The sequence below is a fragment of the Reticulibacter mediterranei genome (genome assembly GCF_016587455.1).
This window is the reverse complement of the sequence record NZ_BNJK01000001.1, coordinates 2,339,987-2,353,791: the sequence shown is the minus strand read 5'-3', so window position 1 is coordinate 2,353,791 and position 13,805 is coordinate 2,339,987. Positions and strand designations below refer to the sequence as shown.

13 protein-coding genes are annotated in these 13,805 nt (G+C 51.3%); 5 read left to right on the top strand and 8 right to left on the bottom strand.

Features of this window, described 5'->3' with window-relative positions; all coding sequences use genetic code 11:
• Complete coding sequence (locus tag K3T83_RS10100) at positions 1–756, top strand: thioesterase II family protein (RefSeq protein WP_220202845.1); 756 nt, start codon at positions 1–3, stop codon at positions 754–756.
• Positions 757–768: 12 nt separating this feature from the next.
• Here the strand turns inward: K3T83_RS10100 and K3T83_RS10095 are convergent, their stop codons facing one another.
• The 4 genes from K3T83_RS10095 to K3T83_RS10080 all read right to left on the bottom strand — a co-directional run bounded on the left by K3T83_RS10095 (position 769) and on the right by K3T83_RS10080 (position 5,091).
• The gene (locus tag K3T83_RS10095) at positions 769–1,506 is read right to left on the bottom strand and encodes a cytidylate kinase-like family protein (RefSeq protein WP_220202844.1); all 738 of its coding nucleotides are present in this window, start codon (positions 1,504–1,506) and stop codon (positions 769–771) included.
• 220 nt (positions 1,507–1,726) lie between these two features.
• A complete protein-coding gene (locus tag K3T83_RS10090) occupies positions 1,727–2,548 on the bottom strand; it encodes a carbohydrate ABC transporter permease (RefSeq protein ID WP_220202843.1) in 822 nt (273 codons plus the stop codon).
• Between the two features lie 22 nt (positions 2,549–2,570).
• Entirely contained in the window at positions 2,571–3,515 is a 945-nt protein-coding gene (locus tag K3T83_RS10085) for a carbohydrate ABC transporter permease (protein ID WP_220202842.1), read from the bottom strand.
• A 187-nt stretch (positions 3,516–3,702) separates the two neighbouring features.
• Positions 3,703–5,091 (bottom strand): extracellular solute-binding protein, encoded by a 1,389-nt coding sequence (locus K3T83_RS10080; protein WP_220202841.1) that lies wholly within the window; start codon positions 5,089–5,091, stop codon positions 3,703–3,705.
• 93 nt (positions 5,092–5,184) lie between these two features.
• Between K3T83_RS10080 and K3T83_RS10075 the strand changes: the two genes are divergently transcribed.
• Together K3T83_RS10075 and K3T83_RS10070 are read left to right on the top strand one after the other, a co-directional pair.
• Positions 5,185–5,430: a hypothetical protein gene (locus K3T83_RS10075; RefSeq protein ID WP_220202840.1), complete on the top strand. Its 246-nt coding sequence runs from the start codon at positions 5,185–5,187 to the stop codon at positions 5,428–5,430.
• A 350-nt stretch (positions 5,431–5,780) separates the two neighbouring features.
• Positions 5,781–6,806, top strand: coding sequence for a LacI family DNA-binding transcriptional regulator (locus K3T83_RS10070; RefSeq protein ID WP_220202839.1), 1,026 nt, complete (start codon positions 5,781–5,783; stop codon positions 6,804–6,806).
• 12 nt (positions 6,807–6,818) lie between these two features.
• Here the strand turns inward: K3T83_RS10070 and K3T83_RS10065 are convergent, their stop codons facing one another.
• Entirely contained in the window at positions 6,819–7,400 is a 582-nt protein-coding gene (locus tag K3T83_RS10065; RefSeq protein ID WP_220202838.1) for a hypothetical protein, read from the bottom strand.
• Between the two features lie 312 nt (positions 7,401–7,712).
• Here K3T83_RS10065 and K3T83_RS10060 point away from each other — a divergent pair, with 312 nt between their 5' ends.
• The gene (locus tag K3T83_RS10060) at positions 7,713–9,167 is read left to right on the top strand and encodes an NADP-dependent isocitrate dehydrogenase (protein ID WP_220202837.1); all 1,455 of its coding nucleotides are present in this window, start codon (positions 7,713–7,715) and stop codon (positions 9,165–9,167) included.
• Between the two features lie 408 nt (positions 9,168–9,575).
• Positions 9,576–10,241, top strand: a complete 666-nt coding sequence (locus K3T83_RS10055; protein WP_220202836.1) for a hypothetical protein — start codon at positions 9,576–9,578, stop codon at positions 10,239–10,241.
• Between the two features lie 111 nt (positions 10,242–10,352).
• Here K3T83_RS10055 and K3T83_RS10050 read toward each other — a convergent pair whose 3' ends face one another.
• From K3T83_RS10050 to K3T83_RS10040, 3 genes are all read right to left on the bottom strand, one after another.
• Positions 10,353–11,255, bottom strand: coding sequence for a carbohydrate ABC transporter permease (locus K3T83_RS10050; RefSeq protein WP_220202835.1), 903 nt, complete (start codon positions 11,253–11,255; stop codon positions 10,353–10,355).
• 35 nt (positions 11,256–11,290) lie between these two features.
• Positions 11,291–12,229, bottom strand: a complete 939-nt coding sequence (locus K3T83_RS10045) for a carbohydrate ABC transporter permease (protein WP_220202834.1) — start codon at positions 12,227–12,229, stop codon at positions 11,291–11,293.
• A 102-nt stretch (positions 12,230–12,331) separates the two neighbouring features.
• Complete coding sequence (locus K3T83_RS10040; RefSeq protein WP_220202833.1) at positions 12,332–13,714, bottom strand: ABC transporter substrate-binding protein; 1,383 nt, start codon at positions 13,712–13,714, stop codon at positions 12,332–12,334.
• Positions 13,715–13,805 lie beyond the last annotated feature (91 nt).

Below are 13,805 nucleotides of genomic sequence, written 5' to 3'. Positions count from 1 at the left end.
ATGGTGCAGAAGGAAAGTAATCGCTGGATCGTGCGCTCCAAACCCCATCCACAACTCAGGCTGTTCTGTTTCCCTTATGCAGGTGGGAGCGCATCCATTTTTCGGCGCTGGTCCGAGGGGCTGCCTGCCGAGGTCGAGGTGTGCCCTATCTATTTGCCAGGCAGAGAGGGCCGCTTTAGTGAGTCGGGGTTTACCGATATTCATGCGCTGGCTGAGGCGTTGACCGATGAGTTGTTGCTATATACCAATATCCCTTTTGCGCTGTGCGGATATAGCATGGGGGCCGAGATCTGCTATGTCTGGGCCTGTCATTTGCGCAAACAGCATGGGAAAACGCCGGAGCATATGATCATAGCGGCCCAACGAGCACCGCAGTTGCCACCGCGCAATGCGCCCATTCATCATCTGCCGGATAAGGAGTTTCTTGATGGCGTGTTTCGTCTCGGCGGCACTCCCGCAGCGGTGATGCAAAACAAAGAACTGATGGAGTTAATGCTCCCCATGTTGCGCGCCGATTTCACGCTGTATGAGACCTATACCTACGTTCCTGATGAACCGCTTACATGCTCTATGAGTGCCTTCTATGGCGAGCAGGATCATCTTGTCAGCGCGGCCGAGCTTGTATCGTGGCGTGAGCAGACACGCGGCCCCTTTACTTTGACCGGCATTCCGGGCGACCACTTTTTTCTCCACAGCGCGCAGGATCTTTTTTTACAGGCGCTGAGTCGAGAACTACGAAATGTCCTCAACAAATAGTATTGCCCCGCCTTATTCGTTGGTAGTGCGAATGTCACCGGGCTGACCGGGATAGCGTGGCATGCCGGTTGCTGGCCCCAGCTTGCTCGTTGGCACAGTCAGGCGTTGCGCTTTGTGCTGAAATGCGTCGTAGAGGAGATCAACAGTGCTATCAAGATCGAGGATATTGGTATTGATGATGATATCATAGAGGTGGGCATCGTCCGGGCGGCGATGATACTGGGCCTGCAAATAGCGTGCGCGATCATGTTCTTTCAGTTGAATGCGCATCTGGGCATTGGTTCTGCTTAACCCTTCGCGTCTCATCACATACTCGATGCGCTTTTCTAATGGGGCGACGATACGGGCGTGGAGGACATCGCGCCGCTGTGCCAGCACCACCTGTGCGCCCCGCCCGACGATAACGACGTGTCCCCGTGTGACGGCAGCTTCGATCACCTGATTGAGCGCTTCACGATAGGTTCTCGGATCAGTGTAGACCGTTGGCATGGGGGTAACGAATATTGCAGGGTGGACCGTACTTATGCCCGTAAGCAGGCTGTTGATGGCGCTTTCAACATGCTCATCGTGAACCTGTGCCTCTTCCTCGCTGATCTCCAGAGCTTGAGCCACACTCGCCACAATTTCGTGATCGATCAACTGCCAGTCCAGGCGTTGAGCCAGGCGCGCGGCAATTTCGCCACCGCCGCTGCCATACTCGCGTGAGATGGTCACTGCTTGCATCTGAGACATCAACCTCTGCTCATTCATCAATGTTTCCTTTCGGGGATAGCACCGGCACCGACCTGTTTGATGATAGGTAAACTGTACAATAAAAGTATTTGAGGAAGTTCTATGTATATTTTAGCATAAAGGTGGAATGGAAGTGGAGAGAGAGCTTGAGTGTCAAACAATGTGTTGTAGAAAAGGTGAAAGAGGTATACAGGTTTTTGTAGCGGGGAATGTCCCCGCCACAAAAAAGAGCAGCTAGTTATCCTTTGAGGCCTCCACTGATGCCCTTGACGAAGAAGCGCGAGACCAGTGTATAGAGGGCAACGGCAGGCAGGGCATAGAGCATTGCATATGCCGCCAGTTGTCCATAGTTGACCTGTCCATAGGCACCGAAGAAGGTGTAGATGTTGACAGAGGCGGGCTGTAGTTCCGGGGTTTGCAGGATAATCAGCGGGACAAAGAAGTTGGTCCAGGCACCCAGGAAGCTCCAGACGCCCACAACCGAGATGCCCGGTGCAGCCATCGGCAACATGATATACCAGAACGATTGCAGAATATTCGCGCCATCGATCCATGCCGCCTCTTCCATCTCAACCGGCACCGAATCGAGGAAGTTCTTCATCAGCCAGATACTAAAGGGCAACGCACTGGCTGTGAAGAAGAGAATACAGCCCTGCAAAGTGTCGGTCAGGTTGAGCGAGACGTACATGGCGTAGAGCGGCGTCACCAGAGCCAGAATTGGCAGGGCGCTGGCAAAGAGGATCAGGTACATCACCGTTGCTTTGAGGGGGAAGTTGTAGCGTGAGAGGGGGTACGCTGCCAGCCCGGAAAGCACAACCACCAGTACCATCGTGCTGACCGCCATAATCAGGCTATTGGTGAAAGGCTGAACGACCAGGCCATTTGTAATGATTGTAATGTAATTATCAAGGCTGGGAACCGCAGGCCATTGCAAAGCAAGCGTTGCGCTCGTATTAATGCTGGCAAAGATGGGCCAGAGCAAGGGAATAAGAAAGTATAACCCTATGAGCGTCAGAAAGATATAGACAAACGTTGGAATAACAATGCGGCGAATAGCCATAGATATTCTCCTTCTAGCGTATTTAGATCTCTACACGTAGGATGCGGATATAGATCAAAGAGAGAATGGCACCTACCGCAATAATCAAGAGGGCAATGGCGCTACCATAGCCAATTTGATAGAATTGGAACGCCTGACGATATTGATAAATGGTCAAAAGCTCTGTATTGAGGTTGCTGCCAGCTGTCAGCACATAGACAAGCGTGAAGTCGGAGAGTGTCGCCAGCGTAATCAATAGCAGATCGGTGGCAATTGAGCCTTTAATGAGCGGGAGGATGATGCTGCGGACGCGTTGCCAGAGATTCGCGCCATCGATAGCTGCCGCTTCGAGTAGCTCATCGGGAATGCCTTCCAGGGCCGATGCGTAGAGCAGCATGGAGAAAGCTGTGCCGCGCCAGATGTTGGCGATGATGATCATCTGCATCGGATATTCCTGTACCCAGGCGTGTTGGGGGAGCGTGAGGGCCGTCATAATTGAGTTGAGCAGGCCAGGAGAGAGAACGCTTTGTGGGCCGCCAGCTAAGAACGAATTCCAGAGGAAGCCAGCCACGACATCGGGGATAACCCATGCACTGATGATAATTGCTCCCAGCACGCTTTTAAAGACCTTTTGACGGTTGCGCATCAGCAGGGCCAGCAAGAGACCCATTCCGGCCTGCCCGATTAGTGCCGAGAAAACAAGATAGGTGAGGGAGACACGGAAGGCATTGAGAAACTCGCCATCGCGCACAATCTGAACAAAGTTTTGCAGGCCGACCCATTGCGGAGTCGCGGCACCTGCGCCAGTCAGGGACATATTGGTGAATGAGATGTAAAAGGCCCAGAACGCCGGACCAAGCATGAAAATGGCAATGACGATGAATGCCGGGGCCATGAATAGAAGGCTAATGCGCAAGCGCTTACGTCTCTGGCTCTGAGGAGTGACGCCGACGAGCTTGATCGCCTCAGCCTGAGTCTTCACCTGCATAGTTGAACTCCTTTGAATAGACGAAGCACAACGTGGATAGTAATGGTCTTGAAGTAATTAATCTATAGAGCTATGGGCAAGCTGTCCAGATTAATTGCTTTAACTATACATTACTAGATGCCCGTCGTGCTTCATCTCCTGTGCCGACAATACAAACCCGCATATCATCGGCAAACATTCACGCTGATTATTTCGTTTCTACGTTATCGGCTCCTGCGATATTGGTTGCCGCCTGTTGGTAGGCTTTCATCGCATCGGTTGATGACTGCCCCTGCATCACCTGTTGCATGGCGCGGTCGATCTCAACCGAGAGCTTGGGATAGGCCGGGAAACCCGGTCGGAACTGTGTGAAGCCAACCAGTTCGGTGAAGAATGAGGACAATGGCACGTTTTTGTACTCTGCCACGTCAACGATGTCTTTGCGAGGAGTGATCTGCGCTGCCGCGACATCATAGCTTGCCAACATGTCTTTGCTGTAAGCGACCTTGAGTACGTCAAAGGCCTCTTTTTTGTGTTGAGAGCGAGCTGTGATGGAGTCGGCCCAGCCACCGGAAAGGGTTACGTACTTGGGATCATCGCCGAACTGGGTAGGCATCTTGGCAATTCCCATTGTCTGCTGCCACTGATCCCAGGGAGCCGCGCCACCTTTGACCCAGTTGCCAGGGAGCCAGGAGCCGTCGATGTCGATAGCCAGTTTGCCCTGTGGCAACAACTGCTGAGAAACGGTGTTGCCAGCGGTCGTGCTGAGCGCGATATCATTGGTGGGGCCAAGCAGGTTTTTCTGATCATAAACCTGTTTGACGAAATCCAGAGAGTCCTGGAAGCCTTTGCTCGATACAACCCACTTTTTGCTATCGTAGTTGTAGAGGGTGTGCTTGGTGCCGTAGAGCAACATCTCGAAGCCCTGCATGGTCGATGCCTCGTCCATCGGGATGCCCGAGTAGAGGTTCATCGGAATGACGTTGGGAACCTTCGCTTTGATAGTGCGAGCGGCTGTCAGGATGTCGGCCCAGTTCTTAGGTTGCCACTCGGTCGGCAGTCCGGCCTTTTTGAAAATATCCTTGTTATACCAGACGGCACGGACATCGGTGCCATTCATGATGCCGTAGTTGTGGCCGTTGAACGTGGTGATCTTCTGCATGCTGTCAAACCACTGCTCTTTGTACTCCGGCCACGAGTTGAGATAGTCGTCAAGCGGAGCCAGGTAGCCAGCGGTGACATCGGAGCCAACCAGGAAGCTGTCCTCACGCACAATATCAGGTGCGTTATTGGAGCGCATCATCAGATCGAGTTTGGTGTAATATGCACCTTCGTCGGCAACGATGGGGAGCAGCTTGATTTTGATGTTGGGGTTGGATGCTTCGACCTGTTGCTTGACTTTGGTCCACCAGATCTGATCCTGGTAGGGGGGAGATCCGAATTGCTGATAGGCGACGGTGAGTGTGATTGGACCGCTGCCGCCGGACGTACTGCCGGTAGAAGGTGATCCTCCGCATGCCTGGAGAACAAGCATCGCCAGCAGTGCCAGGCTGCTGATGAGAGATAAGGACGCTGGTTTTTTCAACCGATTACTCATGAAGCCTCTCCTTCATTGGATGGGACAAACAATGTATACATGTAACCAATTGTGGCAGGTCTTTTAGAGCTACTTTGCCTCTAAGAAGAATGCTTGAATAAAGCGAAAATAAAAGAAGTGCCTGTCTGTCTTATCCTCCTTTCAGATAATAGTTATATATGCATCAACAAATATAAAGCATCTTTAAGTGGTATTTTCCCTTTGAGTTGCTCCATCGTTCATGTTGATGCAATAAAAAAAGCTTATACATATAGCCAGGCAGGTACACCAACACAAAAATGTGGGCAAGGGAAAACGTTTTTTCAAGATGATTATACGGTAGTAATAGTAACCCGATGAAAAGTAGATGTCAAGTGTTTCCATAAACATTTCTCAATCAGAGGTGGGAATGATGGCAAATCTACTTCACAGGACGAAAATAATCTGATAAAATGCATGAAGAAATCTGGTAATGTATGAAATAGTCTGTAAAAACTCTTTTAAAAGATTGCCGGAAATGGACAAAAACTATAATAAAGCAGGAGTTTCTTGACAGTAAATGTGGGTCGGATTATACTTGGGTAGTAGGTAATCGGTTACTCAGAGTTTACTCAGCAATTACTTAGATATTACGCCATGATTCGGGCTATTTGGCCAATGTTTGGCCCCACGCGTTCACGTTTTTATTTTTTATCAGAAGGATTGAATGCATGTCGAAGGTGACTATTTACGATGTAGCAAAGCGAGCAGGAGTTTCTACGGCCACTGTCTCGAAAGTTTTGAATGGCACTGGGCGTGTGGGCAAGGAGACGATCGCGCGCGTCGAGCGCGCTGTCGAAGAACTGCAATATCGTCCCAACTTGCTTGCCAGTGCTCTCAAGAAGAAGCGCACGTTTACGCTGGGATTGCTGGTGCCCGATGTTGTAAATCCTTTTGCCAGTCTGCTGATACGCGCTATAGAGGAAGTGGCGCTATCGTACAATTATTCAGTGCTTGCTTGCAGTACGGACAATAAACAGGAGCGTGAGGAAAAACTGGTTGATACCTTGCTCAGTAAGCGATTTGATGGAATTATCATTGCTTCGTCCGAATTTTCCAGCGAGAGTGCAATTCAGCAACTCCAGAGGCAAGACGTACGTGCAGTCTTTGTGGATCGCGTTGTGACCGATTCCCCTTATCCCGTCTTTGCCACCGATCATTATCTGGGGAGCTATCTGGTCACTGAGCATCTGATTCAGCTTGGGCATCGCAAGCTGGCGGTTTTTCTGGAGCCGCTCTATTTGCGCTCTTCGCTGGAGCGGTTGCGCGGCTTTTCGGCAGCCCTGGAAGCGTACGGGATCGCTCAAAACAGCTTTCAGGTCTACAGTGGTGGTTTTGGCGCTGATGCAGGATATGCACTGGCCCAGCAGATTCTTCAGCGGGAAGATTTGCCAACGGCCATTGTTGCTACCACCGATCTGATTGCTGTGGGAGTCCTTCAGAAGTTGCACGAGGTTGGTATCGTGGTGCCGCGCGATATGTCGCTGGTTGGCTATGACGATATCCCTCTGGCGGGCATGGCCGCGCCTCCTCTAACCACCGTTGCGCAGCCCGTTATTGAGATGAGCAAGCTGGTTGTTGCCGCTTTGTTGAGTGAGGAAGCACAGGAAATTACGACAACCCTGCTGCCCCCGAAACTGGTTGTGCGTAATTCGACTGCTGCACCGGAGAGTTATGTTGTAGCGGAGCGCGAATAGGCAGGATTGTGTTCAACTTTCCACGATGATAAACAGGTCGAAATGGCCCTCGCTGACTGTGATTGAGCGATGTTGTGCGGCGGGATTGATGGAGATCAGGCGTGGGCAGGTAAAGCTGCCTTTCATTCTGTCTAAGCCGGTATAGGGTGTTGGCAGATCGCTCTCAATATTGACCGTACACGCGATGCCGGGGGTCATGGGCAGATCCCAGGCAGAGGCATTTTTCCCAAAGTCAATCCGCACATCCCCTCCGTTGTTGTGCCCCTCTAACGTATAGGTGCGCGGCCCCTCGTAGCCATAGAACGCCATGATGACCGATTGCCCTGCGTTCGCCACCTCAATCGTGAACTCTTTATGTCCATGACGCAATTTCGACGTATGCACCTGTGAAGTAATTGTATGCGAGCCGCTGACCTGACCGGTTGTGGTGAAGCTAATCGTATTGGTCAGTGTCGGGGGAGGCGTCGAAATGGATGTTGCTGGTGTGCTTGCGAGATCGGTTTGAGCCTGATTGCCTGTAGCATCACCGCATGCGGCAAGAGCGCAGAGCAGAGCGAGCAGCAGAAGCGTTTGCAAAGGTTGTTGTTTTCGCATGGGACACATTCCTCGTGTGGATCTTGCCCTAAGCTTAACTGAAAATGCGCACTTTTGGCAAGCCTCTCACTGTGGCAGCAAATCCGGCAATGTCATTCGTAGTGTAGCGATATATCGCTACACTACGAATGACATTGCCACTTTTGAGAGGAAGATTTCATAAATAGCTGCTCCTGAAGAACCCGGTACATCAGGCTATTTTAGCATGGCTGATAAGTAAATTGAGCAGAAAGCAAGCCTGTCAAGCGGCAATATGCTATACTGTAAGCGACTTTTTCGGTCAACAGAACAGGAAACAATGGAGAGTCTTTCATGGCACAGAACGTACCCATTACAGTAGCTTATGGCGATGGCATCGGTCCTGAGATTATGGATGCCACCCTGAAGATTATCCAGGCGGCAGGCGCTCGAATAGATATTGAAGAGATCGAAGTAGGGGAAAAGGTCTATCTTCGTGGAGTGAGTGCTGGTATCGAGCCGAGTGCGTGGGAGTCGCTCCGGCGCACGAAAGTATTTCTCAAGGCTCCGATTACCACTCCTCAGGGCGGCGGTTACAAGAGCCTCAATGTTACCGTGCGCACCGTTTTTGGCCTCTATGCCAATGTGCGCCCCTCAGTCGCCTATTACCCCTTTGTAGATACCAAGCATCCGAATATGGATGTGGTGATTATTCGTGAGAATGAAGAGGATCTCTATTCTGGTATCGAGTATCGGCAGACGCACGATATGATGGAGAGCCTCAAGCTGATCAGCCGTCCCGGTAGTGAAAAGATTATCCGCTATGCTTTCGAGTATGCTCGCACCAATAACCGTAAAAAAGTGACCTGCTTTGTGAAAGACAATATCATGAAACAGAGCGATGGCCTCTTCCACGCGGTTTTTGATGAGATTGCTGCCGAGTATCCCGATATTGTTAATGAAGCCTGGATCGTCGATATCGGTGCGGCCAAGCTTGCCGATACACCGGAAGCGTTCGATGTGATCGTCATGCCCAACCTGTATGGCGATATTCTCTCCGATGTGGCCGCGCAGATTGCCGGTTCGGTTGGCCTTGCCGGTGCTGCCAACATTGGCGATGCTTGCGCCATGTTTGAGGCTATTCACGGCTCGGCCCCCCGTCGTGCCGGTCAAAATCTTGCCAATCCCTCCGGCCTCTTGCTTGGTGCCGTGCTGATGCTGGTCCATATCGGTCAGCCAGAGATTGCGACGCTGGTGCATAATGCCTGGTTGCGCACGCTGGAAGATGGTGTTCACACATATGATATCTACGAAGAAGGTGTGAGCAAGCAGAAGGTGGGTACTAAAGAGTTTGCTGATGCTGTCGTCGCTCGCATTGGTCAGAAGCCTGAGAAGCTCAAAGCGGCCAGCTACTCCTCAACCGCTGGCGAGGTGAGCGGGAACGGGAAAGCTCATGTGCAGTCGCTAGAGAAAAAAGAGCTGGTGGGCGTTGATGTCTATCTGGAATGGCGCGAGGGTACAGCCGATGAGCTGGGTGCAGCAGTACAGAAAGTCAACGGCGCTGGCCTTGAGTTGAAGCGCATCACCAATCGTGGCGCGAAAGTGTGGCCAGAGGGATTGCCGGAGACCTTCTGCACTGACCATTGGCGCTGCCGTTTCCAGCCTGCACAAGCCAACGCACAGGTTTCTTATTCCCAGGTTGTTGGACTGCTTCAGCGCTTTGCTGATGCTGATTTTGACGTGATTAAGACCGAAAATCTCTATACCTTCGATGGTAAGCCCGCTTATTCTTCGATTCAGGGGGAGTAGCTCCTTGCTTCTCGTGGCAAACAAAGATGTGACCAGGCCACATTTTTGTTTGCTCTGTCTGATTCTCGTAACGATTTTGCGACGCTCATTCATTACGATGTGAATATAACGCTATTGCAGGATGCTCGAAACCGTGCTCGAAGCCTGTCAGTATCGTTCTATAGAGAGATGCGCAGGAAACCTCCCTGCCATCTCTATTTTCCTCGCTATTTCCCTTTCGATCTGTCGGTTTGCTCTACGCTGGCGCTGAGAAAAAAAGCGCACCTGTAACTGAATAGGAGAATACTGTGTTTTGATAGATGGAAGGAAAATTTATGATGAGATAATAGTCTCTTTATCATTGGATGATGAATAGACGCACGAGCGTTCCATTGACCGGACCAGGTAGTGTTTATAAAGGATGCATTGATGCAAAACGTAAATTTATCATCATTTTCCACAAAACTTGTGCCTGATAGCGCTGTCATCTCAGCACTGGCCCTGCGCTGCCAGGAGGAAATGGATCGTCTCCAGCGTGGAGAAGACAGCGAGGGTGTGTCAGGTCTGCAATTGCTTTCGTTAGCCATATTACATAATGATGAACAGCTCTGGTCTGCTCTAGAACGCTGTTTTACCCCTGTGGTTCGTGCCTGGCTGCGTCGTCACTCACGCTATGAGGAGGCCTGTCGTGTCAAGGCGGAGCGGCGCTATGTTGTCCTCGCCCTGGCAAAATTTCGCCAGGAAGTGGTTGCGCAAGCGATGGTTTTCCCAACGCTCTCTGCTGGATTGCGCTATTTGCTAGTGTGCGTGAATGGCGTCTTGCTCGATACGCTGCGCAGTGTTGCCTGGTTTGAGAAGATCAAGCGCCACGAACTGCTTATCTCCGATGACTCTATTGCATCGATGGACCCTGCATTATTGCAACAGCAGCTTTCCACCAATGAGCGGGAACAGCGGTTGGCCTATCTGCTTTTCTATTGCGGTCTCACGCCTCACGAAATTATTGATCTCTGTCCATCCGAATTTGCTCATCTCCAGGAAATTTATCAATTGCTCTCTTCTCTCTTAAAACAATTCCACGAATATGAGAAGTAAAAAGCGAAGCGTGATTGTATACAAGGCGCGCTGTTCTGTTGTAGGAAAGGAGAATAGCCTTTCTCACAACAGAGCAGCGCGATTGCATACATGGAGCTTCGAGAAATCGCCTTATGCTTTCAAACCCGTCGTGGCAATACCCTGAATAATCTGGCGCTGGAAGATGATGTAGACGATCAAGACCGGTATCACGGCGATGACCGAGCCAGCCATCACCATTGTCCACTCGGTTGCATATTGTCCACGAAACTGATTGAGCATCAGGGGGACGGTGAAGTTGTTGGGGGAGTTGAGCATAATCAGTGGTCGGAAGAAATCGTTCCACATGCCCAGAAACGAGAAGATGCCCAGCGCGGCCAGCGGTGCTTTGAGCAGGGGAAGCAGGATGTTCCAGTAGATGGTCCAGCGGTTCGCTCCATCAACAATCGCAGCTTCTTCCAACTCAATAGGAATACTCATAATGAACTGGCGCATCAAGAAGACGCCAAAGGCGCTGAAAAGAGATGGCGGCACGATTAGTGAGAGATGGGTATCGAGCCAGCCAAGTTCTTTCATCGTCAGGAACACCGGAATGATGGTGAGCTGGAACGGGATCATCAGCGTTGCCAGGAAGAGGATAAAGATGATATCCCGCCCTGGAAACTTGATGCGCGCAAAGGCATAGCCTGCCATTGAGCAGGTGAGGAGCTGACAGAAAACGACGACCACCGCGATATAGGTGCTGTTAAAGTAGGCCAGCCCAAAGGGGAGCGCGTTGAGCGAATCCGGGAAGTTGCTCCAGACAAACGGATTGGGAATCCAGGTTGGAGGATCGCTAAAGGCCTGGCTGGTATCTTTCAACGAGGTGAGCAACATCCAGAAAAACGGTGCGGCCATAACCAGTGCGCCGATCGCCAATAGCAGGTGGATCAGAATTCTGCCCAGTATATGGGGAGCGTTGCTTTTTCGTTGTGCGGGAACACTGGTCTGTTTTGCCCCGCTCGCTTCGCCCTTACTGATCGTTTCTTGCAACATAGCATTCACTTCTCTTTCTCTTGCAAATTTACGCATCACACATCGTAGTTGACCCAGCGTCTCTGGAACTGGAATTGGAAGATCGTCAGAGCGAGCAAGATCGCAAAGAGGATCACTGCTACAGCGCTGGCGGGGCCGAAGTTTGAGACTTCAAAAGCCAGATGGTAGATGTGATAGACGAGGGTGTAACTATCCTTGCCGGGACCACCGCCGGTCAATACGAAGATGAGATCGAAGCCCTGGAAGGAGTTGATAATCGAAATCACGCTCGTAAAGAAGATGGTGGGAGTGAGCAGGGGCAGCGTGACGTTCCTGAATAGTTGGAACTTATTTGCTCCGTCGATGCGTGCTGCTTCAGCATAGGTAGCGGGTATGCCCTGTAAACCGGCGAGGAAGATGATCATGTTGAAGCCCAGGCCGCCCCAGATGCTGACCATTGCAATTGATGGGATGACCACATGCGAATCGGTGAGCCAGCCCGGACCTTGAATGTGGAACGCATTGCGCAAGAGGCTGTTGATCAGGCCATAATCGCTGTTTAAGAGCCAGGCCCACATCACGGCGATGGCAACCGGACCCGTCACGACTGGCATGAAGTAGAGCACCCGATAGATATCTTTGCCGCCAACCCTATGCAGGCCGAGGGCGACTAAGAGGGCGAGGACAAGGCCGCCGGGTACAACGATAAGCGTGTAGAGCAATGTGTTGAAGAAGGCGATGCGCAGATCGTCGCCTTGAAACTGGTCGATAAAGTTCTGGAAGCCGACGAATTGAATTGGTCCCAACCCATCCCAGGTCGTTAAGCTCAGGTAGAAGACGACGATGAGGGGGATGAGGGCGAAGGCCAGGACACCAACCAGCTGCGGGAGAATAAAGAAGTAGCCCCAGAGGGCTTCTTTGATCCGTCTTTTTCGTAGATTCTCATTGGCTGGAAGGTGCCGAGGATCTCCTAACGATTGTACTTGATACTCCATGTCTGCCAACCTTATCTTCTAGTGATAGAAACCGCAAGGAAAAGAGCTGGATCTTCTTCAGGCGTCTTTTCCTTGCAATTTCAGAGTGGCTACGTCACCTATTTATTTGAGGGTGTCTTGAGCTTTCTTGATACGAGGATTTGCCATTGTAGCAACTTGCCCAAGTACGGTGGTGACATCTTTGCCCTGCAACCAGACAGGTTCGAGCGCCGTCTTAATGTCGTCGCTCAGGGCTGGTGTGCTACCCTCAGCTGGGAGGAGGCCATAGCCAGCGTTACGGGCGTCGAGCAGATATTGCGCGTGAGCCGGATCGTTGCCTTCGAGGACCACTTTCTCAGCATCCGCCGATTTGATTGAAGGCACCGCGTTACCGCCACCATGCAGCCTGAAGGTCTGTCCTTCGCCAGAGACAAAGTTGGTCAGGAAATCAAACGCCTGATCGGTGAGCTTGGTCTTTTTATTGATGACCATGTATGCAAGCGCAACCGGGGCGGGCGCGATTTTGCCAGTAGAAGAGGGGAATGGTACGATGTCGTACTGCAATCCGCCAGCTTTTTTGAAGGAGGGGAGATCCCAGCGGCCAACGGAGAGGAAACCAACCTGATTACCGATAAATGCCAGATCAGATCCCTGGCCCTTTGGCAGCGTACCGGCATAGGTGAAGGTCTTATTGCGCATCTGTTCCGCCATCCATTTGAAGGCGTCGAGCGATTTGGGATCTTGATGCGCGATAAAGTCGCCATAGCCGTTATCGGCGTAGATCTGACCGCCGTTCGTGGTACACCAGGCATAAAATTGTAATGACCAGGCATCCAGAATGAAGCCCATCTTGCCTTTTGCACGAATCTTCGTGATCATGTCTGTAAAGGCGTCCCTGGTCCACTTGCCCTGCTCGTAGAGGTCGTAGGGCATGGTTGTAATGCCTGCATCGGCGAGGACTTTTTTGTTGAACCAGAGCACCAGCGGGTTACAGTCAACGGGTACGCCAAAGATTTTGCCGCTTTTGGTTTTTGCGGCCCCCCACAGATCCGAGACGTAATCATCGGCCTTTTCTTTACTCTTGGAGCTGTCGAGCAGGTCGTTCAGTTGCATGATTGTCTGGTTGGCAACCAGTTTGGCAATGTCGCCGTCGCCGACATAGAAGACATCGGGTGCAGTGCCGCCGTTCAATTGCGTCAAAATCTTGGTGAAATAGTTGTTGTCGGCTGAGGGGATGAAGGTATACTGTACGTTGGTCTTGTGCTTTGTGTTGTAATCAGCGGTGAAATCCTTAAAGCGTTGAATTTCTCCCGTGTTGGCCCAGTTTGACCATTTGATGGAGGCTCCGCTGCCACCGCTGCCGCCGCTGCTTCCACCGCCACAGGCTTCAAGCATGGCAATAATGCCGCTGAACGAAACTCCTAATGCCATCGCGCGACCGATGAACTCCCGACGATGAATGCGGCCAGACTGCAAATCTTGAAGTAACGTTTGTGTATCGCTCACGGGTTCTATTCTCCTGATGTAGAACTTGCTGGTTCAACTATGAGACCAGTAATAACATTATGAACGTCAGGTATAGAAGCTCACTGTTTGA

Excerpts from the sequence above, each read along its gene's own strand:
- K3T83_RS10045 (WP_220202834.1), bottom strand. The coding sequence starts at position 12,229 with ATGGAGTATCAAGTACAATCGTTAGGAGATCCTCGGCACCTTCCAGCC.
- K3T83_RS10065 (WP_220202838.1), bottom strand. The coding sequence starts at position 7,400 with ATGCGAAAACAACAACCTTTGCAAACGCTTCTGCTGCTCGCTCTGCTC.
- K3T83_RS10055 (WP_220202836.1), top strand. The coding sequence starts at position 9,576 with ATGCAAAACGTAAATTTATCATCATTTTCCACAAAACTTGTGCCTGAT.
- K3T83_RS10090 (WP_220202843.1), bottom strand. The coding sequence starts at position 2,548 with ATGGCTATTCGCCGCATTGTTATTCCAACGTTTGTCTATATCTTTCTG.
- K3T83_RS10085 (WP_220202842.1), bottom strand. The coding sequence starts at position 3,515 with ATGCAGGTGAAGACTCAGGCTGAGGCGATCAAGCTCGTCGGCGTCACT.
- K3T83_RS10050 (WP_220202835.1), bottom strand. The coding sequence starts at position 11,255 with ATGTTGCAAGAAACGATCAGTAAGGGCGAAGCGAGCGGGGCAAAACAG.
- K3T83_RS10095 (WP_220202844.1), bottom strand. The coding sequence starts at position 1,506 with ATGAATGAGCAGAGGTTGATGTCTCAGATGCAAGCAGTGACCATCTCA.
- K3T83_RS10060 (WP_220202837.1), top strand. The coding sequence starts at position 7,713 with ATGGCACAGAACGTACCCATTACAGTAGCTTATGGCGATGGCATCGGT.
- K3T83_RS10080 (WP_220202841.1), bottom strand. The coding sequence starts at position 5,091 with ATGAGTAATCGGTTGAAAAAACCAGCGTCCTTATCTCTCATCAGCAGC.
- K3T83_RS10100 (WP_220202845.1), top strand. The coding sequence starts at position 1 with ATGGTGCAGAAGGAAAGTAATCGCTGGATCGTGCGCTCCAAACCCCAT.
- K3T83_RS10070 (WP_220202839.1), top strand. The coding sequence starts at position 5,781 with ATGTCGAAGGTGACTATTTACGATGTAGCAAAGCGAGCAGGAGTTTCT.